The organism is Vibrio sp. TRT 21S02 (assembly GCF_050113675.1).
Lineage (GTDB): Bacteria > Pseudomonadota > Gammaproteobacteria > Enterobacterales > Vibrionaceae > Vibrio.
Genome location: NZ_JBNJOI010000009.1, coordinates 1 through 22,345 on the forward strand (window position 1 = coordinate 1; position 22,345 = coordinate 22,345).

Below are 22,345 nucleotides of genomic sequence, written 5' to 3' on the forward strand. Positions count from 1 at the left end.
GTCAACCTTGCAAGCCAAACTGGCTCAGCAAGCAGCGACGACTTTGGCACCATGGTGGTGACCACCGCTGATGGCACCGTTGTCAATCCAAATACAGATGGCAGCTACACCATCCCTGCGGGTGAAACCAACCTAACGGTGACCATCCCTACGACTAACGATACGGTCTTCGAAGGTAACGAAGACTTTACGGTTACCGCAACAGCGGGCACCGGCACTGTGGGTAGTGATACCGGCACCGCGACCATCACCGATGGTGGTGAGAACGGCGGTAATGACGATCGCCCAACTGTCTCAATCACAGAGACGGTGTCTGTCAGCGAAGGCGATGACGCGGTCTTTACCGTGAGCCTTTCACAAGCGGCGGATACCGATGTGACGGTCAACCTGGCAAGCCAAACAGGCACTGCAAGTAGTGACGACTTTGGCACCATGGTGGTGACCACGGCTGATGGCACGGTGGTGAATCCAAACACAGATGGCAGCTACACCATTCCAGCGGGTCAAACGAACCTAACAGTCACTATCCCAACCACGGATGACACCGTATTCGAAGGTAACGAAGACTTTACGGTTACCGCAACCGCGGGCGACGGTACTGTGGGCAGTGATACTGGCACGGCGACCATCACTGATGGCGGTGAGAACGGCGGTAATGATGACCGTCCGACCATTAGCATCACGGAAACCGTTTCTGTCAGCGAAGGTGATGATGCGGTCTTTACTGTGAGCTTGTCACAAGCGGCGGATACGGATGTGACGGTCAACCTGGGAAGCCAAACTGGCACTGCAAGTAGTGACGACTTCGGCACCATGGTGGTGACTACCGCTGATGGCACGGTTGTCAATCCAAATACAGATGGCAGCTACACCATCCCAGCAGGTCAAACGAACCTAACAGTCACTATCCCAACGACTAACGATACAGTATTTGAAGGTAACGAAGACTTTACGGTTACCGCAACCGCGGGCGATGGCACGGTGGGCAGTGATACTGGCACCGCGACCATTACTGATGGTGGTGAGGGCGGTAATGACGATCGCCCAACTGTCTCAATTACTGAAACCGTTTCTGTCAGCGAAGGCGATGACGCGGTCTTTACTGTGAGCTTGTCACAAGCCGCGGATACGGATGTGACCGTCAACCTTGCAAGCCAAACTGGCTCAGCAAGCAGCGACGACTTTGGCACTATGGTGGTGACCACCTCTGATGGTACGGTGGTGAATCCAAATACAGATGGCAGTTACACCATCCCAGCGGGTGAAACGAACCTAACGGTGACCATTCCAACGACTAACGATACGGTGTTTGAAGGCAATGAAGACTTCACGGTAACCGCAACAGCGGGCGACGGCACGGTCGGCAGTGATACCGGCACGGCGACCATCACTGATGGTGGTGAGAACGGCGGCAATGACGATCGCCCAACTGTCTCAATTACTGAAACTGTATCTGTAAGTGAAGGCGATGACGCGGTCTTTACCGTAAGCTTGTCACAAGCCGCGGATACGGATGTGACCGTCAATCTTGCAAGCCAGACTGGCTCAGCAAGCAGCGACGACTTTGGCGCCATGGTGGTGACCACCTCTGATGGCACAGTGGTGAATCCAAATACAGACGGCAGTTACACCATCCCAGCGGGTGAAACGAACCTAACGGTGACCATTCCAACGACTAACGATACGGTCTTTGAAGGTAACGAAGACTTTACCGTGACCGCAACTGCGGGCGACGGTACGGTAGGCAGTGATACTGGCACCGCGACGATTGTAGATAATGACGCGCCACCAACAATCACATCGATTCAAGGTAGTGTTGTTTCTGAAGAGGGATTGGCCGACGGTATTGCAGACAGTCAGGGTTCTTCTGATACGACTAACTCAGCCTCAGCAAGCGGTTCGTTTGTAGTAGGAGACGTTGATAGTGACACACTTTCTGTGTCTCTAACTGGTCCTACAGGATTAATGAGTGGTGGTGAATCTATCGTATGGAGTTGGGATGCGACATCTCAAACACTTGTCGGTTCGACAAGTAGTTTAGGAACCGTGGCAGAAATTTCATTATCTGAGCCAAATACGTCAGGTAAAGGGACGTGGAATTACGATATAGCTCTTTCTCACCCGATTGATCATCCAGATGCTACGGTTGAGGATACTGTTACATTTAACCTTGGCATCGTTGTTTCAGATGGGCAGGTCGCTTCTACGGGTGACTTAACCATTGTGGTAGAAGACGATAGACCAGTAGTAACAGACAGCTCTGCAGTTAATGTTTCCTTATTGGGGCCAAACGAAACACCTATAGCAAGTTCTGAGGGGAGCTTGCAGGTTGAATTTGGTGCAGATGGTTTTGGAAGCCTTAAGTTAACGGGTGCTGAAAGTGGTTTGCAAACTGCTGATGGTTCTAATATCACTATTTCAATCGACTCTCAAAACCCGAATCGTTTACTTGGTCGCGATGAAAACGGAGAATTGGTATTTGACGTCCAATTAACTCCAGCGACAGGTAAATGGGAATATCTCCAGTATAAACCTATGACCAATCCACAAGGTGATGGGGATATTGATTTTACGTTTACTGTAGTTGATGGTGATGGAGATAGTGTCACAGGAGCGTTTGCGGTTAATCCGTATATGCCTCCTTCAGTTGGTGATCTTGAGCTAAACGTCTCTGAAGAAGGGTTATCACTTGGAATCGTGGATGGTCAAGCATTGGAAGGTCATTCTGATACGACAAATAGTGTAACAGATGCTGGAACAGTTAGTTTAAGCGGTCATATTGCTGACGTTACGTTAGGCACTCCAACAGATACACTGACAAGTGATGGTGCTACGGTAACATGGACATTGTCATCGGATGGTAAAACGCTAACAGGTAGTGCGTCAGGTGAAGATGTTATTACTATTAGTGTTGACAATAATGGCCAAGTTTCTACGCAGCTAAGTGGCGGTATTGATCATTCTAACGCCAATGGTGAAGATTCATTAACCATTAATGTGCCTATTAATGTGGAAGATCAGGCTGGTATCAATGCTTCTGGTAATATTGCGATTAATGTCGAAGACGATTCGCCTGTTGCTGAGCGAATTCACCATGATGTTGATGCAGAAACCAAGGTTGGCGCAAATGTACAGCTTGTACTAGATACGTCCGGTTCAATGAAATTTGATGCTGGTAATGGAAAGACGCGATTGAGTGTAATGAAAGAAGCAGTTTCAGATTTATTACATCAGTATGAAGCATTAGGTGATGTTCAGGTTCAAATCATAATTTTTCATACCGCAAACAGGATATTTTACAATGGAGATAGTACGTGGTTTAGTGTTGATGAGGCTCTAGAACTTATAAATACGTTTGGTGCTTGGGGTAATACAGATTATGATGGAGCTCTAGCCTCTGCAGAGTTTGCATGGGAGCAAGGGATGCATGATAAAATTCCCAATGCTACTAATGTGAGTTATTTTATGTCTGATGGAGATCCCACGGGATATAATGCTCTTAACTCTGCTGAAGTTGCTAATTGGACAGAACACTTAAAAGAAAACGATGTCACTGCATTATCCTATGGAATAGGAACAGATTTGTATACTAGTCAACTAGATCTAGTCGCTTATGATGGCTTCTTAGAAGTTGATAGCGACGCAATTATGGTTCCAGATGTTAATGACTTACCTCCAGTCTTACTTCAGTCCGTAGTTCAAGACGTAGGTGGTAACTTGTTGTCTTCTCACTCTGGTGGTGATGGGGCTATCGTGAAATCAATTACGATTGAAGGGGTAACATTTACTTTTAATGGCTCTTCTGTATCGCAATCTGGAACGAGTTCGATGATTTCGTCGCACTTTGATAGCACGACAAACACACTTTCTATTTATGTTGACTCTAAGCATTCATTAGTAATCGATATGGACGATGGTAACTACACGTTCTATGGCGCAGCTGATGATAGACCTGTTGAAGTTAACTTCAATTACAAACTGGAAGATAACGACGGTGACAGCAGTGAAAGTATATTATCCTTCGAAATTGATGGCGTGAACGTTACGCCTGATATTAAGTCTGAAGGTGATGTAGTTGATACCGTTCAAATTGTTCACGCAAACTCGTCAAGCGAGTATGCGTATTGGTCAACTTCAGGAATCAGTGGCACAGGTGCGACAACTGAAAGCTTCACACATCAAGAAACGATCAATGGAATGGTGGTTGATGTGGGTGCTGCGGGTGATGACGTCTTTATGGGTTCGGGTGATGACACCATTTATCTTGGTGATAGCCATGCAAATATTGATGACCATGAACAAGCCAAAATCAAACAAGATAATGCCCAAACTGTGTTGGAAACATTCTCGAAAGGTAACGATAGTGATTTCCTTGAAGACTCCAATGTCGAAGACAGTGCTATGAGCATTTCCGGAACCAGCAATGCCTTTGTCGACTTAGGTCATGGAGGCGGTGGCGATGACCATATTTATGGTCAAGGCGGCGTTGACATTATGTTTGGTGGTTCGGGTGACGATGTGCTCGATGGCGGTGAAGGCAACGACGGTTTACGTGGTGGCAGTGGTAACGACAGGCTCGTTGGAGGAGCAGGTAACGACATCTTAATTGGTGGAACGGGTGATGACCTGCTCACTGGTGGTGAAGGGTACGACATTTTCAAATGGGTAGATGAACCATTCTCTGTTCATGAAGATGTCATCACAGACTTCAATCGTCAGCAAGATCAAATAGATTTGTCTGAACTTCTAACTGAAGACGAGACCATGGATGATCTATTGGCGAGTACTAATGTTTCTGTAGAAGGTGATATTAACTCATCATCAGCAGATCTGAAGTTAACGGTTGAACATGATGGGGATACACAAGTTATTGTTCTTCAAGATGCTGCGAGCCAATTCTCTGATTATATCAGTAGTAATGATATGGCTGGTTTGTTAAACGAACTGGTTTCAGTCAAAAATGTAGACTAAATAAAAAGGGCCGAAAGGCCCTTTTTATTGTTTATTCGTTCACTGCAACTTCCATTAAAGAACTTTGCACGCGAAGCCTTTTAGGTAAAAGCCTTCTGGATATGCGGAATCAGTCAAATGATCAGCCGCTTGTTCAAAACGTTCAACAAACTTAACACTTCTTCCTGCATCAACGGCGGCATCGGCGATAACTTTTTGGAACAGATCTGCACCCATCAAGCCCGAGCATGAGTAGGTTAGGAGGGTACCGCCAGGCTTTAGGATTTGCATAGCAAGCATGTTGATATCTTTATAACCATTAGCGCCTGATGTTAGGTTTTGTTTTCCTGAAACAAACTTTGGTGGGTCCATGATGACAACATCAAACTTAGTACCTTGATCTCGATATTCACGTAGCAGTTTAAATACATCAGCATTTAAGAACACAGCACGTTTTTTTGAAATATCAAATTCGTTCAGCTCGGCATTGTATTTTGCAGTATCAAGGGCTGGTTGAGATACGTCCGCATTAATAACACGTTTTGCTCCACCTTTAAGAGCATAGAGGCCAAAGCCACCCGTATAAGAGAAGCAGTTTAGTACTTCTTTACCTTCAACATATTTCATTGATTGCTGACGGCTGTCTCGCTGATCTAAATAGAAGCCAGTCTTGTGTCCCTCAACGATATCAACGCTAATCTTTACGCCATTTTCTTCGATAACAACAGATTTTGGGGGCTCATCGCCAAATAGTACGCCAGTCGTTTCTTTCAGTCCTTCTTTCTTACGTACTGCAACATCAGAACGTTCATAAACACTACAACTTGGGAAAACTTCTTTTAATGCTTCAACCAGTAGAGACTTATTGTACTCAGCGCCTGCACTTAGTAATTGGCAAACTAAAAAATCTTGGTACTTATCAATGGTTATCCCTGGTAAGCCATCAGATTCTGCTGCTATCAATCGGTATCCTGTTAGCCCATCTCGTTGAATAATATCTTCACGAAGAAGCTGTGCATCATGAATCCGTTTGATAAAAAATGCCTTATCGATTTGGCATTTTTCAAAACTCCATACGCGAGCTCGAATTTGTGAATGGGGTGAGTATGCTGCTTTTGCAAGCCACTTTCCGTCATGAGCAAAAACATCGACGGTTTGGCCTAATACAGGTTCGCCTTCGACTTTACTAATACCTCTTGAGAAAACCCATGGGTGTTTGCGACGAAGAGATTTATCACGGCCTTTTACTAGGTAGATTGCTGGCGTCATTGTTATGCTCGGTTGGTTGTTCGAAAAGGTGGGGTATTTTCATTGAACTGCTTATGAAAAGCAAATAAAAGAGCCACCTTAGCGGTGGCTCTTTTAGTTATGCTCGTAGTCCGGTTAAAAGTGATTCCATGGAATTGCTCTGAGCTCTTAGCTGCTCAATGTTATTGTTCGTGGAGCTGATCATGTCACAAATCATATTAGATTGATTCCGCACTTCTTCGACACTTGCTGCAATGTTGTCTGCTACGACGCCTTGCTCTTCTGCGGCAGTAGCAATTTGGATACTGCTATCAGAAATACTCTGGTTTTTATCTGCTAGTGAACCTATTTCAGTGTTAACTTCACTCATCAATTTTTGGCCAGTATTAGCACTCGTGACAGTTGTTTCCATTAAACGTGTCAGTGACTGACTGTTACGCTGAAGCGCCTCGATCATCGATTGGATTTCAACCGTTGACTGTTGAGTTCTACCTGCAAGCGCGCGAACTTCGTCTGCAACGACTGCAAATCCGCGCCCTTGTTCACCTGCTCGTGCTGCTTCTATTGCGGCATTAAGAGCCAGAAGGTTAGTTTGTTCTGAAATACCATTAATTGCTGTGATGACTTCATCGATTTGGGCTGCATTTGCATCAAGCTCTGCGACTGCTTCTGAGGCTGATTGTATTTCGCGAGACAGTTCTGAAATGGACCCTAAAGTGTGGCCGACTTTTTCTTGGCCTTGCTCAGCGACACGGCGAGCATCATCCGTTTGAGAGCTTGAATCATGCGCTAAGTTAGCCACTTCTCGTATGGTTGAAGCCATTTGCTCCGTTGCACTTGCTAGTGAATTGAGATGTTCCTGCTGATGGTTTGATACCTCGGAACTTTGTTGTGTCGATACATTTAAATCTGAACTAATTTGTTGCATCAATGCAATGGATTCTTGAATTGAACGGACTAAGTTCTGTTCGCGGTTTGCTACTTTATCAATGGTAATAGCGATGGTGCTGAATTCATCTCTGACAGCAAAATAGTTCATGCGATTTGTGAGATCACCTTCAGCCAATGTGTTGAGAGCTTTGTTCATCGCAAACATTGCACCACCAATGAATGTCATGATGTAGTAAACACCCATTGCGATGATACTTAGTGTAACGAGAATTATAGCGATATGTGTGGTATTCAGTGCACCCCATAAACTTTGTTTATGACTGGCAACTATACTAAAAGCACCATTGGAAACTGAAATTGCACCGGAACCACTACCAAGAGAAATCGTATCTGAAGTGGCTAAGATGTTTACAACTTGTTGTTTTGTCAGATCGCCAGCTTCAATGAGATCGCGCATCAATATGAGTTCATCTTTATACAGATAATCAATGAGTCCATTTGTGGCATTGTTTAGTACGGCAGTTAATATGATGAGCGCCAATACAGGGAGCAAGAAGAGCAAATAAAACTTTTCTTGTATTTTAAGATGAATGAGGTATTTGTCGATCCAACGAAACGATATTTCTTTCATAATATTTACTTCCAGGAGAGGCCCGCTTTCCTTCGCGGGTATTGATAAACGAAGCAAATATATCAAAGACTTATTCAGAGAGGTATACGGAATGGTTCAAAAGTGTGAAAAATTTATCGTATCAGGTCTAGTTCAGGGGGTGGGGTTTCGTTATCACACGTCGTATGAGGGAATGCGCCTTGGTTTAGTAGGCTACGCAAAGAATTTAAGTAATGGTGACGTAGAAGTTATAGTGAATGGTGATTCAGGGGCGATAGAGCAAATGGCAAAGTGGTTAGAGGCTGGACCACGAACCGCAAGGGTTGATACGGTCACAAGAGAATCAATAGATTTTATGACATTCAAAGGGTTTGAAATCCTGTAGCTACCAAGAGCTACAGGACCATATTATAAACACTTCGCTGGTTTTGGCAGACCTGCAAGTTTTGTTGCTTGTTTAGCTGGTCCTTGCTTAAACAGCTTGAATAAGTATTTGCTGTTGCCTTTCTCTGGACCATGTGCTTTTTCCATTGCTTTGACCAGCATTCGAACAGCAGGTGATGTATTAAATTCTTCATAGAAGTCACGCACAAAATGAATAACTTCAAGATGCGCTTCTGTTAACTCAATACCTTCTTCTTGAGCCAGCACCTCGATCATGCCTTCTTCCCATTGCGTATAGTCAAGTAAATAGCCTTGAGCATCCGTTTTGATTTGTTTGCCGTTGTATTCGAACATCTTCTTAAACCTAAAATCAACGATATGGAATAGGGTAGCTTAGCCAAGACCAGTTTCACAATATGCAAATAAAGAAAAAGCCCGAAAGAGTATTCTTTCGGGCTTTGTTTAATCAGTAAGACGTTAATCAGTCATCATTCATGATACCTAAAATACTAAGTAGGCTTGTGAACAGGTTCAGAATATTTAGGTACATAGAGATTGTTGCGCTAACGTAGTTGGTTTCTTCACCACGGACAATACGGCTTGTGTCATATAGAATGAAACCAGAAAACACTAGTGCAGACATGCTACTGATAGCAAGTTGGCCAATTGTCGAACCAACGAAGATGTTGATGATTGCCGCAACAATAACAATGATCAGACCTGCAATTAGGAAGTTACGCATGAAAGAGAAGTCTTTCTTACTGCTGATGGTGTAAGCAGATAGACCAAGAAACACCATACCCGTCAAACCTAGAGCCTGAGCGATAATTGTTGGGCCACTAGGAATAGATGCATAGTAGTTAAGCATTGGGCCTAAAGCACCACCCATAAGTGTTGTGAAGACAAATGTCCAAACAATACCCATTGATGAATTGATACTACGAGGTAGTGCAAAGAATAGAATACCAATTGCAGCAACTTGCATAACAATTGCCATTAGCGGAGAAATACCGATAGCCATCGTTGCCATAGCTGCTACCGCACTTGTTACTAACGTCATTGAAAGTAAGAAGTAGGTGTTCTTTAACGTTTTGTTGATCTCAAGTGTATTTGAAACACTCGCAGAGCGGGTAAACATAGGACTGTTCATAATCTTCCTCGTAAGGGTTTTATGTTTATATCTACATTTATGAGGTCGAAAGGCAAAAAAATCAAGCCCCAATTGGTGTAGCTGTAGATAAAATAATAATAGAAATAAAAACTTAAGTATTTTGAAAGATGTAACACAATATAACAATGCAAAAGGGGCGACATAAGTCACCCCTTGAGAGCAAATTCAATATTAGTGATGTAAGATTTGTGCCAAGAAGTTTTGAGTGCGGTCGGATTGAGGGTTCTCAAAGAAATCAACCGGGTTGTTCTCTTCAATAATCTCACCGGCATCCATAAAAATAACCCGATCAGCGACTTCCTTTGCAAATCCCATTTCGTGTGTCACACACAACATAGTCATGCCTTCTTCTGCAAGCTCTACCATAACATCTAGTACTTCACGTACCATTTCAGGATCGAGTGCTGAAGTGGGTTCGTCAAACAGCATGACTTGTGGGTTCATACACAGTGAACGTGCAATAGCTACGCGTTGCTGCTGACCACCAGAGAGTTGACCTGGGTATTTGTCTGCTTGCTCAGGAATCTTTACACGTTCCAAATACTTCATCGCAATGGCTTCAGCTTCGTCTTTAGGCATCTTCTTAACCCAGATTGGTGCTAGAGTGCAGTTCTCAAGCACCGTAAGGTGAGGGAAGAGGTTAAAGTGTTGGAAACACATGCCGACTTCACGGCGAACTGCTTCGATGTTTTTGAGATCGTCAGTAAGCTCATTACCTGAGACAATGATTTGTCCTTTTTGATGCTCTTCTAAACGGTTGATACAGCGAATCATCGTTGATTTGCCAGAACCAGAAGGGCCGCAGATAACTATTTTTTCGCCTTTCTTTACGTCGAGATTAATGTTTTTAAGGACATGGAACTCTCCATACCACTTATTCATGTCTTTAATTTGGATCATGTGTTCTTGTTGTTGCGTCATAATACGTCCTTGAGCTTTATGATTATCGTTTGTGACCGGTATGAAGTTTGTTCTCTAGCCATATCGAGTATCTCGACATGCCGAAACAAAATACCCAGAACACTAACGCGACAAATATGTAACTTTCAGTAGCAAAACCAAGCCATTCGGGATCTGTATTCGCAGCTTGTCCAATACCCAGTACATCAAACATACCGATAATAAGGACAAGGCTCGTATCTTTAAAGAGTCCGATAAAAGTATTTACAATCGATGGAATCGTGATTTTAAGCGCTTGTGGCAAAATAATAAGTCCCATCTTTTTCCAATAACTCAATCCAAGGGCATCTGCCGCTTCATATTGTCCTTTTGGAATCGCCTGAAGGCCACCACGTACAACTTCTGCCATATACGCTGCGCTGAACATAACGACACCAATTAGCGCTCGAATCAGCTTATCGGTCTCAGAACCTTCTGCGAGGAATAGTGGCAACATCACTGACGCCATAAACAGAACTGTGATCAACGGAACACCTCGCCAGATCTCAATATAGACCGTACAGATGCTGCGTATGATAGGCATTTCTGAGCGTCGACCTAGTGCCAGAGCGACGCCGATAGGCAGTGATACCACAATACCAACAAGGGCGATAATAAGTGTAACTAGTAATCCACCCCATTTATGCGTATCGACTACTTCTAATCCGAAGACGCCGCCATATAAAAGTGCGCCAATGATAAAGGGGTAGATATTGACGAAGAATAACCATATCCACATGCGTTTTGGCGTTTTTTCATAGGCTAGTAGTACGGTAAATATGGCAAGCGTGATATAGAACAAACGGGGGCGCCACAGCTCTTCTTGTGGGTAGAACCCATACATGAACTGTTCCCATCGAACGCTAATAAATACCCAACACGCGCCTTCACGACTACAAGCATCTCGTGTCGTTCCAATCCAGTCAGCTTTTAAAAATGCCCAATCAATAATTGCCCAAATTCCCATGAAGGCAAAATAAGCAATAATGACGGTCAAAACGGAGTTAATGGGTCCATTAAAAAGATTCTTACGCAACCACCCCACAAGTCCAACTGTATTTGATGGAGGTGGTAAATCAGGTTGAAATTGATGTACGTTCATATTACCTCTCCACCAGTGCGACTTTACGGTTATAGATATTCATCAGTGCAGATGTAAGCAGGCTTAACGTCAAATAAACACCCATTGTCATTGCAATGATCTCTATTGCTTGACCCGTTTGGTTGAGTGTTGTTCCTGCAAACACCGAAACCAAATCGGGGTAACCGATAGCCATGGCGAGTGAGGAATTTTTTGTCAAATTAAGATACTGACTGGTTAGTGGAGGAATGATAATCCGGAGGGCTTGTGGAATGACAACAAGCTTCAAAGTACGTGAGCGTGGCAGGCCCAGCGACATCGCTGCTTCTGTTTGTCCATGGCTCACCGCATTGATACCTGATCGCACAATTTCAGCAATGAATGATGCTGTATAAATGCTTAGAGCGATGAATAAGGCAGCAAGCTCAGGAATGATGCTTATGCCTCCACGGAAGTTAAACCCTTTTAAAACAGGGTACTCAGCGCTAATTGGAGATCCTGATAAGAAGTACACGACGGCAGGTAATGCGAAGCATAATCCGAAGATTATTCGCCCCATCGGAGTTTGTTGTCCGGTCAACCGTTGTTTGTTCTTGGCCCAAATTCCAATAAGGATCGAAGCAATTACTCCAATAATGAACGCGGTCAGTACGTATACTGAACCTTGCTCGAATACAGGAGCAGGGAAGTATAAGCCACGTACATTAAGGAAGATGGCTTCACCCAAACTCATACTTTGACGCGGGGAAGGGAGCGCTTGTAAGACAGCGAAATACCAAAAGAATATCTGTAAGAGTAGCGGTATGTTTCGGAATGTCTCGATATAGATTGCAGCAAATCGGCTCACTAACCAGTTCGACGATAATCTTGCAATACCCATAATGAAGCCGAGTATTGTGGCAAATATGATCCCCAATACTGACACGAGAGCGGTATTCAGTAATCCGACTACAAATGTGCGGCCATAAGAAAATGTTTCATCGTATTCAATTAGAGTTAGGCCAATCCCAAAGCCTGCTTCTTGTTGGAGGAAACCAAACCCCGTAGCGATGCCGCGAGATTCTAAGTTAGTAAGGGCGTTGTTGACGATTGTATAGAAGAAAAAGACTAATGCCGCGATGGCAACAATCTGAAATACAACCGAACGAAAGGCGGGATTATAAATAAGGCTAGCGTTTTTCACCGGTTTGTTTTCCGGCGTAGACGCAACTTTATCAGCAGGTTTCATACAGCTATAACCTCAAATCCATTTGTGTAAAAAAGGGCGGCCAATACCGCCCATTTTCTGATAATAGTTTTATTAGCGAATTGGTGGCGCGTACATGAAGCCACCCGCATTCCATAGCGCATTTACACCACGAGAAATTTGTAGCGGTGAGCCTTTACCGACTGTGCGCTCAAAGCTCTCGCCATAGTTACCTACTTGTTTGACGATCTGATAACCCCAGTCATCGCGAATACCTAAGCCTTGTCCTTTTGGACCATCAACACCAAGGATACGCTTAATGTTTGGATCTTTTGACTTCAGCATTTCATCTGCATTTTTTGAATTGATGCCATATTCTTCAGCATTCACCATTGCATTTAATGTCCATTTTGCAATGTTGAACCATTGGTCATCACCTTGGCGTACAACAGGACCAAGAGGTTCTTTAGAAATGATTTCAGGAAGAACTGCAGCAGACTTTGGATCTTGAAGGTTTAGGCGCAGGGCATAAAGGCCTGATTGGTCAGTGGTGAGAACATCACAACGGCCCGCATCAAAACCTTTAGAGGTTTGAGCTGCGGTATCAAATACCACTGGTTTATAGGTCATACCGCTATTACGGAAGTAGTCCGCAAGGTTTAATTCAGTCGTTGTGCCGGATTGAACACAAACGGATGCACCATCAAGCTCTTTCGCACTTGAGATGCCTAGATCTTTCTTAACCATGAAACCTTGGCCGTCATAATAGTTTACGCCGACAAAGTTGAGTCCAAGAGCAGTATCACGGTGTAATGTCCACGTCGTGTTGCGTGATAAAACATCAATCTCACCCGATTGAAGTGCAGTGAAACGCTCTTTTGCTGTTAGTGGTACATATTTTACTTTTGATTTGTCACCAAGCACAGCGGCAGCTAACGCCTGACAATACTCAACATCAATTCCTTCCCATTCACCTTTTGAGTTTGGGTTAGAAAACCCTGGTAGGCCGGTACTGACACCACAAGTTATAAAGCCTTGTTTGGTTACTTTATCCAGAGTGCTGTCTGCAGCCGCTGCATTTGTAGACATCAGAGCAGTAGATGCAGCTACAACCGAAGCTAGAAGTGTTAGTTTGTTTGTCATTTGTATCCTTCCTGTATGATCCGTGTTAAACCAGGTGACACCTGATACAACGTATAAAATATGTTGTGTTTTGTTGTTGGTTGATTCAAATCAGTGCATTACACACCCGTTAAATCAAACATTTATAAGCGTAGGTAAGGTTTTGAGTTTTCTCAAATGTATAATTTAAAAAGATTTTTGACTAAACTCACAAACCGCACAGTAGTTAGGATGACGAAATGTTACGTAAATGTAAATAGCAATGGGGTAGTGCCCAGCTTCAATTAGAATAGAAGGGTATAATCATGGTATTGTGTTAGTTGTTATTAAGGGTTTTTTACTACCTTTCCAAAATAATGTTTCGTAATGAAGTGTAAATTTGGTGTTATATTGCTTACTGGGCAAAAAGTTAGTGAGAATGATGTCCTAGCTTTGTTAAGCTAGCGTGAATAGTTATTTTTCTTTAACAGGGATAGAAATGCAGTATTTTCCACTTTTTTTAGATCTGAATAATAAGCCTGTTTTGGTTGTTGGTGGTGGGGAAGTTGCCTGCAGAAAAGTAGATAGTTTAGTAAGGGCAGGAGCAAGAGTTACATTAATCTCACCGAAAGTAGAATCACATTTACGGTCTCTGTCAGAACATGGCGAGATAGAATGGGTGCAGAATTTTTATTCAAAAGAACTGCTTAACTTTCGATATGTTCAGGTTTGGGCGACGACTGATAATCCAGATTTAAATCATCAGGTATATCATGATGCGAAAGCGTTAGGCATTTTGGTTAACGTGGTTGATGATCAACCTTATTGTGATTTTATTACTCCTTCAATGATTAACCGCGGTCGAATTCAACTGGCAATTTCAAGTGGCGGAGCGTCTCCCATTTTAGTGAGAAACATCAGACAGCAGTTGGAAAGTGTTTTACCACAAAATTTGTCATTACTCGCTGAGTTTGGCGCGTCTAAAAGAAATGATATAAAACAGTCTTTACCTGATGTTGATTCACGGCGCAAGTTTTGGGAAGTATTTTTTGCGACTTCAGAAGTTGAGCATGCGACGAATCGAGAATCATTGGAGGCGGTTTATCAAGCTCAGTTGGCAGGAAAGCAGGTGCACAGTCATTTTGTTACTTGGTTAGAGTATGGGAGTGATGTGGAACTTCTCTCGTTAAAGGCACTGCGATTGATGCAGCAGGCTGAACTGGTATTTTATGAAAAAGATTGTCCGTTTGAATTTGTCGATCTTGTTCGAAGGGATGCTGAACGTCAGAGTTTTAATGATGAAGGTGAACTCTCATCTAAGTTATCTTTGGCTAGAGAAGAGCAATTAAGGGTTTGTATATTTATACCCGCTTCAGTATCGAGATATCGCCTGTTGCAAGGAGACGACCTCTACTTACAACTGGCAAAATAAAAAAAACCGCTCATTGAGCGGTTTTTTGCCACTAGTCGCGGAAGTTTTCGAACTGGAAAGGTTGCCCCAGTTCTGCATCTCGCATTAGAGCAATGACAGATTGTAAGTCATCACGTTTCTTTCCAGTAACACGAACTTTCTCGCCTTGGATGGAAGCTTGGACTTTAAGCTTGGCATCCTTGATGAGTTTCACTACTTTCTTCGCTGTTGGTGTGTCAATACCTTGTTTGAAAACGACGATTTGATGCCAGTTTTTACCTGTTGCTTCTGCATCTTTAGATTCCATCGCGTTTACATCGACACCACGTTTAGTCAGGTTTGAACGCAGAATATCTCGCATTTGCTGGAGCTGAAAGTCACCCTCAGCGCTCATTTTAACTGAGTCGTCTTTTTGTAGCTCGAAGCTTGCTTCCACATTGCGGAAGTCAAAACGAGTAGATAGTTCACGTGCTGCATTGTCTACTGCATTGCGTAGTTCGACAGCATCGATTTCAGAAATAATGTCAAATGATGGCATTGGTTAGTTCCTCTACAAATTAACGGCTAGCTTTTACAGCGTCTGCTAGCAACTCAAGCATAGTCTCGGTATCTTTCCAGCTAAGACATGGATCGGTAATAGACTGGCCATACTTTAATGCGCCGATGTCATCCATCGGCTGGTTGCCTTCTTCAATAAAGCTTTCGGCCATGATGCCAGCGATGTAGCTTTTGCCGGATCTAAGCTGCTCACAAATATCTTTTGCAACGTCCAGCTGCTTTCGATGTTGCTTTTGGCAATTGGCGTGGCTGAAATCAACAATTAGCTTTTGTGGCAGATCAAACTCTGCAAGTTGCTTACACGCTAATTCTACAGATTCTGCATCAAAGTTTGGCCCTTTATCACCACCTCGGAGGATCACATGACCATAAGGGTTACCACTAGTGCGATAGACCGTCATTCGGCCATTCTTATCAGGAGAATAGAAGTAATGCGAAGCTTTAGATGCACGGATAGCATCGATTGCTATTTTGATATTACCGTTTGTGCCATTCTTAAAACCAACAGGGCAAGAAAGCGCAGAAGCCATTTCACGGTGAATTTGAGACTCTGTAGTACGAGCGCCAATTGCACCCCAAGTAATAAGGTCTGCGATATATTGGCCAGTGATCATATCTAGAAACTCAGTCGCAGTAGCTAAGCCAAGTTTGTTGATATCAAGTAGCAGTTTACGTGCCTTGTGTAAACCAGCTTCCAGTGCATAAGAACCATCGAGATTAGGGTCTGTAATGAGACCTTTCCAACCAACTACAGTACGAGGTTTTTCAAAGTACGTACGCATAACGATGAAAAGTTCATCTTTATACTGGTCTTGGATTGCAGCTAAACGCGCTGCGTAGTCGAGTGCGGCATCTGGATCGTGAACGGAACAAGGGCCTACGATAACCAGTAGACGTTCATCTTGCCCGATAAGAATTTTTTCGATTTGTTTACGAGATTGAGCTATGCGTTCTGCTACATCTTCCGTGATTGGATGTGCGCTTCCTAGCTCTGCCGGAGTAGGCATCGGACCCAAAGGTTGGGTTCTTAATTCATCGGTTTTAAGTGGCATACCATAGCCTGTTCTTTTTATTGCGAAGCGGTAAAGATAGCGGAAACGGCTAAAGGAATAAACTACTTATCTATAAACTTCTTTTCTTGCAGCTGTAAAAGTGAAAATTTATGCACTAATCCGTTGTAATAATGCGATTTTCTCTTGTGTTCGGTTATCTCAATCGGTATGTTCGAGTTAGGATCTCAATAATAATATCAATGGAGCAATAATGAGTTACGAGAATCATGGCGGTTTGCATCCTGATTTAGTGTTAGGCCAAGCATTGCCTTCGACTGAAACAACGATTACTGGTAAGCACCTATACGTTTCGATTGCAGACTTGATTATGGAGCATATTTTTTATCACCCAGCTTATGATCATGCCTCTTTGACTGACATTGAGCGTTCATCAATTGACGCAATACTTGGCTCACAGTCAGCATCAGAACATTTTGTCAGTACTTTAGTTACCAGCATTTCTAGCCAAATATCTGATGCTTATCAAGCGATTCGAGTTAGTTTAAATAATGCAGATAGCCTTGCCATGCGGTCATTACTTGGTGGCGGTGTTGAAGAAACAGAAGACAACCCAGCTCTTGGTGTTCGTGGTGTTTCTCGTTATGCATCTCTTTCATACAACAAAATTTTTGCATTGGAATGTAATGTTATCAAACAGCTTCAATCTCTTGGTCATCAGATTGAAATTGTTGTCCCTTTTGTTCGAACACTATCCGATGCGGCAAAGGTGATTGATTTACTTGCAGAGCAGGGGTTACCTAGAGGGTTGAATGGTCTGAAAGTACTTTATGTTGCAGAAGTTCCAGCAGCGGCTTTATTAACCGAACGATTATTGCATTACTTTGATGGTGTAGTGATCAATTTAGAGAACCTTACGCAATATGCATTGGGTGTAGATAGGCACTCAGAAAATCTTCAGTACCTGTTTGATCCACAAAATGAAGCTGTACTCTCATTGCTTGAACAAGTATTTAAAACGTCAAGCAGTAATAATAAACCAGCGATTTTGCTCAGTACTAACCTCGCTGAGTATCCTAAAGTACAAGAACTCGCTTTAGAATATAACAACATCCAAGTTGTTGTTACGATGTAACTTAGTGCGCAGCTTCAAAGTTATGTTAGGAATATGTTGATCTAATAAACTAAAAGCATTGAACTGGTCTTATTGTCACATGACATCGGACCAGTTTATGCTTTCACCGTTGAATAAAGCCAACTTATATCTCAAGTGTTTTGGATTCTTTAAAGTTCCTCTTATTTGGCTATGCCGGCCAAAGATTATTAAATTAAATTCGCAATCTGTTGAAGTGAAAATTCCTCTACGTCGCCGGACTAAAAATCATCTGAATAGCATGTATTTTGGTGTATTGGCGGTTGGTGCAGATGTTGCCGGTGGTTTTATGGCGATGAGTAAAGCACAGTCTAGAGGGAGCAAGGTTTCCCTTGCATTTAAGGTTGTGGAAGGACATTTTTTGAAACGACCTGAAGCTGATGTTCATTTTATTTGTAACGATGGCGCACTTATCGACGACATGTTGGATCAAACGATAAGCTCAGGAGAAAGGGTAAACGAAGTGGTAAAAATTACGGCCATTTGCCCCACACTACATGGTATGGAACCAATGGCCGAGTTTGATCTTACTTTGTCACTGAAGCGAATGGATTAAATGGGTCTTCAACCTCCATCTGCTCGATAGCGACAATCTTGCTTCGGTTAAGTACGATTTTCCAACGATAAAATTTTGGTTTACCGTCATGGTTGTCTTCTTTGGCAATTAGGTTAATCAGATGGCGTTTTTCTACAGATTCTTTGGTTACTTGCCCATTATTCAATGTATAAATCTTGCTTGAACCCTTATCCATCAGGCGAGTCAATGGGCGCATGCTGACCATTAATGATTCGCGTGTTTCTTCATAACCACTCAAAAACTTAGAGGTCGACATTTCAGCTTCAGATCGGTAATGCAGGATTTGCTCTTCTCGTTGAACGACTCGTTTCTTACGAATGGTTTTGATTCTATCAGGCAGTTTTGACAGCGAGGTATACTCTAGCCACTCCAGTTTCTGCCCAACGGCTTTATTGGTTGTTGGATCTTTATACCGCTTGCGCCATTTAGGTTTTCCTTTTCGAATAACGCGCCAAAGAACATCGCGCAGATCATCTTTGAATATTTCTCTCAGCGCGTAAACAAATGACATAGCAACAATGAAAGAAGCAGTAATTTCCCCCCAGTAATCTCGGGCGAGAATCACTGTAATGGTGACAAATAACATTACGAATCCAGTTGCTAAACCTTTCACCATCCGCTTCATGTTATTGCCAAGAGAAATCGTTTTCTCCTTCAAAACGATAGGGTGCTCAATTAAGCGTCTAAGGAGTCGCATTTTATTGCTCATTCGCGTTACGTCGTCACGTACACTTTGAGAATTATAGTTATTGAGTTTACGATGCGCTTTCTCACGCTCCACAATAGTGATGAGACGCTCTTTTACCGTCTTATAATCACCTTCACGCGGCATATGAGCAACAAGCGACATAAAACGCTGCTCTGTATACCAAGAGAGGTAATTGTCAATATTGGCATAGTAGCGTTTAAGACTCTCTTCGTAGGGAATACTACGTCTTAAACGTTTAAGAATATCGAGAGCAAGCTCTATGACTTCGTCGACTTCTTCGGTGGTGACACTGTCCTTATTGTGTTTATTAAGTTCATTAACCGCTTTGTCTAGCGCAATCACATATTGATAGGCGAACAAACTCAAACTGACTCGGTATTGAGTGGATGATAGCTGGCCACGTTTCGCTAATCGGCTGTGTACTAAGGGAAGTAGTGTTTTGTCACTGTAATATGCTCGTTTTTGGGTTATTGAGCTGTAGTAGAAATCGCTTTCCTTGAGAACTTCTGGTGAAAGTCCAAGTTCGCCTGGAATAAAAAAGTAGAGATCGAGGTCGGACTCCTTGGTCGAAGCCATGGCATGAGCGATTTTTAGTGTTATGCCGTCATGCTTGTCAACGGTGATCAATGAAAGCTCCAGAAAATATAGAATTATCTTTCGAAAGCATATCAGACTTTAGGTATAATCACCGCAAATTTGTAGCGTATAACCTTCCGCCTTCTAAGCACTTTTTAATATTTGAATGATCATGCATCGACAGACTGGATCGGTGGAATAAATGGGTAGAACGCTATAGTCAATGTAAGAGCTGCGATAGAGCTTTTTGAGAATTACCTTGTTGGTAGCAATGCTACGGACAAAAAAAGAGATAAATTGAAATGATTAAAGTAGGTCAGATAAATCATCTGGAAGTTGTGAAACGTGCTGATTTTGGCGTGTTTCTAGAAGCTGGCGACTATGGGATGACGCTGCTACCAAACCGATTTGTGCCTGAAGGGACCGAAGTCGGCCAATCACTTGATGCTTTCTTGTATTTTGACTCTGACAATCAGTTGGTTGCAACCACTGAAACACCTATTGCCCAAGTTGGAGAGTGGGGGCTAATGAAAATTGAAGGGGTTAATAGTACCGGTGCGTTCGTGAATTGGGGAATTAAGGGTAAAGACCTATTAGTGCCTTTTAGTGAACAACGTGGTCGGTTGAGTGCGGGCCAGAACATTCTTGTGTATGTCTATACGGATAAGGCTTCGGGGCGTATTGTTGGTACAACAAAATTCAACAAACTGTTGGATAAAACCCCTGCAAATTACCAACAAAACCAGCAGGTTGATTTACTTATTGCTGAACGAAGTGACCTTGGTTATAAAGCGATCATCAATGGTCAGCATTGGGGTGTGATTTTCAAATCGGATGTCTTTGGTAAGCTGTTCATTGGTAAAAAGGTAAAGGGTTATATCAAGCAAGTTCGTGAAGACGGTAAAATCGATTTGGCGTTGCAGAAAGTCGGTGTCGATAAAATGGATGATCTAAGCAGCAAAATTGTAGAGTTGTTAGAAAAGAAAGGTGGCTTCTTACCACTTAATGATAAATCTACACCGGAAGCGATCTTCTCTGCATTTCGTACCAGCAAGGGAACATTCAAGAAAACAATTGGTGGTCTGTACAAACAAGGTAAAATTGTCATCGAGAAAGATGGCATTCGCCTTGTTTAGAATTGATTAAGTTGAAAGGGCGCATTTAGCGCCTTTTTTATTGTTAAAAAAAGACCCAAAACGTCTTTGTTCTGGGTCTAGGGGAAGGGCTCCTACAGAGCCTGCGCTAACTTTTTGATATACTTCATGTAACCATGATTTAATTGTAGTACATCATATAGCGTATGCTGGCTTATGTAAGAATTTCATACTAACGTTTATCGATTAGAAAAGATTTTTATCTCTAACTAGCTCTCTTGGTAGACCGTTTTTTACACGATTTCCTACCCATTTACCTAAACCAATCACATCGTTACCGAGTTTAACAATCACTTCCCCTTTACCTGATTGCTGTTCTGGTCGAACATCTCGCCCCATATACCATTCTCTGGCTTCATCAACTGAAAGTGCTATAGCACAAGGCTCATTACCGGTTGCTAACGTTGTGGCTACTTGGTGCTGCCAACGGTAACCTTTCTTATGTGCTTCTGCGATTTTTATCCCCATCCGTGAGAAACGCAGTTCGCCAAGCATAGGTTCTAAATCTTCAGGAAACAGCCAAACATCATTGTCTCTTAACCAGACTGAGCTATTTGCTGGTAAAGCAATACCTAGTGTTTGCTCCAGCTGTGTCGCGATCTCTGAATGGATTTTTTTGGAAGCTTTTTCAAATGGGAATTTACCTAAACGCTTTTTTACTGCGGGAGGTGTCACGGATTGTTTTTTATTGATTTTAGCGACGAAAAATCCTTCACAGTCGTACACCTGAGGGAATATGTGCAAAAACCCTTCATCTGTTAACGCTTTTTCTGCTTGTGGGAATAAGCCTGTTAGAGGTTCAAAATCAACCGCTTCTCCAAACGTTTCTTTTAAGTGATTACAAACTTGTTGGTTCTCTTCTACGCTCAACGTACAGGTTGAATATACAAGGCTACCACCGGGTTTTAACGCGTGAAATGCACTTTCTATCAACGCTTTTTGAGTGTCTGAGATCGAAAGAACGGATGCTTTACTCCAATTTTTCATGGCGTCTGCGTCTTTACGCACAGTACCTTCACCAGAGCAAGGTGCATCGATAAGTACGGCATCAAATTGTTCAGGTAGCCACCCGCCAAAGACTCTTCCATCAAAGTTCGTCAGCGCGGCATTGCGGATGCCGCAGCGTTCGATATTCGCGTGGAGAACTTTGACACGGCTTGATGAAAACTCGTTCGCAACTAAAATGCCGTTGTTTTCCATCAACGCTGCTATTTGCGTTGTTTTGGAACCGGGAGCGGCTGCCATATCCAACACCGCGGTAAAATGTGCATCATCTGAGTTAAAAAGTGCCGAGACGGGCATCATCGAGCTGGCTTCCTGGATATAAAAAAGGCCTGCCATATGTTCTGCGGTATTACCCAGTGGTACCTTTGATTCATCTGCTTCAATCCAGAAACCTTCTTTACACCAAGGAACTGGGGACAACAGCCAACCTTTTAATTCCGCGCGTTGACAAAACTCCTCGACCGATATTTTTAAGGTGTTTACGCGGATACTTTTACGTAATGGGCGCTGACATGCCTGAATAAAGTCCTCCATATTTAGCTGTGATGGCAAGATGGACTCGATCATGGTGAGGAAGTCGTCTGGCAGATAAACGTTTTGGTGCACTGAGTTAATCTCGATTAGGTGTAAA

The 22,345-nt window shown here is 43.0% G+C and carries 18 protein-coding genes; 6 read left to right on the top strand and 12 right to left on the bottom strand.

Annotation, left to right across the window (positions count from 1 at the left end):
- A partial coding sequence (locus tag ACQEXU_RS12960; RefSeq protein ID WP_427011124.1) for a Calx-beta domain-containing protein occupies positions 1–4,971 on the top strand: 4,971 nt, incomplete at its 5' end.
- 54 nt (positions 4,972–5,025) lie between these two features.
- Here ACQEXU_RS12960 and ACQEXU_RS12965 read toward each other — a convergent pair.
- A complete protein-coding gene (locus ACQEXU_RS12965) occupies positions 5,026–6,219 on the bottom strand; it encodes a class I SAM-dependent methyltransferase (protein WP_427011125.1) in 1,194 nt (397 codons plus the stop codon).
- Between the two features lie 97 nt (positions 6,220–6,316).
- Positions 6,317–7,720 (bottom strand): methyl-accepting chemotaxis protein, encoded by a 1,404-nt coding sequence (locus tag ACQEXU_RS12970; RefSeq protein ID WP_427011126.1) that lies wholly within the window; start codon positions 7,718–7,720, stop codon positions 6,317–6,319.
- 91 nt (positions 7,721–7,811) lie between these two features.
- Here ACQEXU_RS12970 and yccX point away from each other — a divergent pair, with 91 nt between their 5' ends.
- Positions 7,812–8,084: an acylphosphatase gene (yccX, locus tag ACQEXU_RS12975; RefSeq protein WP_427011127.1), complete on the top strand. Its 273-nt coding sequence runs from the start codon at positions 7,812–7,814 to the stop codon at positions 8,082–8,084.
- A gap of 23 nt (positions 8,085–8,107) precedes the next feature.
- On the opposite strand, the gene ACQEXU_RS12980 is transcribed toward yccX, so the two are convergent.
- The 6 genes from ACQEXU_RS12980 to ACQEXU_RS13005 form a co-directional block, all read right to left on the bottom strand.
- Positions 8,108–8,437: a TusE/DsrC/DsvC family sulfur relay protein gene (locus ACQEXU_RS12980; protein WP_427011128.1), complete on the bottom strand. Its 330-nt coding sequence runs from the start codon at positions 8,435–8,437 to the stop codon at positions 8,108–8,110.
- A gap of 127 nt (positions 8,438–8,564) precedes the next feature.
- Positions 8,565–9,233 carry a Bax inhibitor-1 family protein gene (locus tag ACQEXU_RS12985; protein ID WP_427011129.1) on the bottom strand — a complete coding sequence of 223 codons (669 nt, stop codon included), beginning with the start codon at positions 9,231–9,233 and terminating at the stop codon, positions 8,565–8,567.
- A gap of 192 nt (positions 9,234–9,425) precedes the next feature.
- A complete protein-coding gene (locus ACQEXU_RS12990) occupies positions 9,426–10,175 on the bottom strand; it encodes an amino acid ABC transporter ATP-binding protein (RefSeq protein ID WP_367986473.1) in 750 nt (249 codons plus the stop codon).
- Between the two features lie 22 nt (positions 10,176–10,197).
- The gene (locus tag ACQEXU_RS12995) at positions 10,198–11,295 is read right to left on the bottom strand and encodes an amino acid ABC transporter permease (protein WP_427011130.1); all 1,098 of its coding nucleotides are present in this window, start codon (positions 11,293–11,295) and stop codon (positions 10,198–10,200) included.
- Position 11,296: 1 nt separating this feature from the next.
- Complete coding sequence (locus ACQEXU_RS13000; RefSeq protein WP_427011131.1) at positions 11,297–12,502, bottom strand: amino acid ABC transporter permease; 1,206 nt, start codon at positions 12,500–12,502, stop codon at positions 11,297–11,299.
- 72 nt (positions 12,503–12,574) lie between these two features.
- Positions 12,575–13,603, bottom strand: coding sequence for an amino acid ABC transporter substrate-binding protein (locus ACQEXU_RS13005; RefSeq protein ID WP_367986468.1), 1,029 nt, complete (start codon positions 13,601–13,603; stop codon positions 12,575–12,577).
- Positions 13,604–14,060: 457 nt separating this feature from the next.
- Here ACQEXU_RS13005 and ACQEXU_RS13010 point away from each other — a divergent pair, with 457 nt between their 5' ends.
- On the top strand, positions 14,061–14,993 hold the full coding sequence (locus tag ACQEXU_RS13010; protein ID WP_427011132.1) for an NAD(P)-dependent oxidoreductase: 933 nt from the start codon (positions 14,061–14,063) through the stop codon (positions 14,991–14,993).
- 31 nt (positions 14,994–15,024) lie between these two features.
- Here the strand turns inward: ACQEXU_RS13010 and ACQEXU_RS13015 are convergent, their stop codons facing one another.
- Entirely contained in the window at positions 15,025–15,510 is a 486-nt protein-coding gene (locus ACQEXU_RS13015) for a YajQ family cyclic di-GMP-binding protein (RefSeq protein ID WP_427011133.1), read from the bottom strand.
- A 19-nt stretch (positions 15,511–15,529) separates the two neighbouring features.
- A complete protein-coding gene (locus ACQEXU_RS13020) occupies positions 15,530–16,582 on the bottom strand; it encodes a 3-deoxy-7-phosphoheptulonate synthase (RefSeq protein WP_427011134.1) in 1,053 nt (350 codons plus the stop codon).
- Positions 16,583–16,793: 211 nt separating this feature from the next.
- On the opposite strand from ACQEXU_RS13020, the gene ACQEXU_RS13025 reads away from it, so the two are divergent.
- Together ACQEXU_RS13025 and ACQEXU_RS13030 are read left to right on the top strand one after the other, a co-directional pair.
- Positions 16,794–17,675 (top strand): putative PEP-binding protein, encoded by an 882-nt coding sequence (locus ACQEXU_RS13025; RefSeq protein WP_427011135.1) that lies wholly within the window; start codon positions 16,794–16,796, stop codon positions 17,673–17,675.
- Positions 17,676–17,772: 97 nt separating this feature from the next.
- Complete coding sequence (locus tag ACQEXU_RS13030; protein ID WP_427011136.1) at positions 17,773–18,249, top strand: PaaI family thioesterase; 477 nt, start codon at positions 17,773–17,775, stop codon at positions 18,247–18,249.
- On the opposite strand, the gene ACQEXU_RS13035 is transcribed toward ACQEXU_RS13030, so the two are convergent.
- Positions 18,221–19,606: a hypothetical protein gene (locus ACQEXU_RS13035; protein WP_367986461.1), complete on the bottom strand. Its 1,386-nt coding sequence runs from the start codon at positions 19,604–19,606 to the stop codon at positions 18,221–18,223. The genes ACQEXU_RS13030 and ACQEXU_RS13035 overlap by 29 nt on opposite strands.
- A 251-nt stretch (positions 19,607–19,857) precedes the next feature.
- Between ACQEXU_RS13035 and ACQEXU_RS13040 the strand changes: the two genes are divergently transcribed.
- The gene (locus tag ACQEXU_RS13040; protein ID WP_427011137.1) at positions 19,858–20,691 is read left to right on the top strand and encodes a CvfB family protein; all 834 of its coding nucleotides are present in this window, start codon (positions 19,858–19,860) and stop codon (positions 20,689–20,691) included.
- A 204-nt stretch (positions 20,692–20,895) separates the two neighbouring features.
- Here ACQEXU_RS13040 and rsmF read toward each other — a convergent pair whose 3' ends face one another.
- On the bottom strand, positions 20,896–22,320 hold the full coding sequence (rsmF, locus tag ACQEXU_RS13045) for a 16S rRNA (cytosine(1407)-C(5))-methyltransferase RsmF (protein WP_427011138.1): 1,425 nt from the start codon (positions 22,318–22,320) through the stop codon (positions 20,896–20,898).
- Between the last annotated feature and the right edge of the window lie 25 nt (positions 22,321–22,345).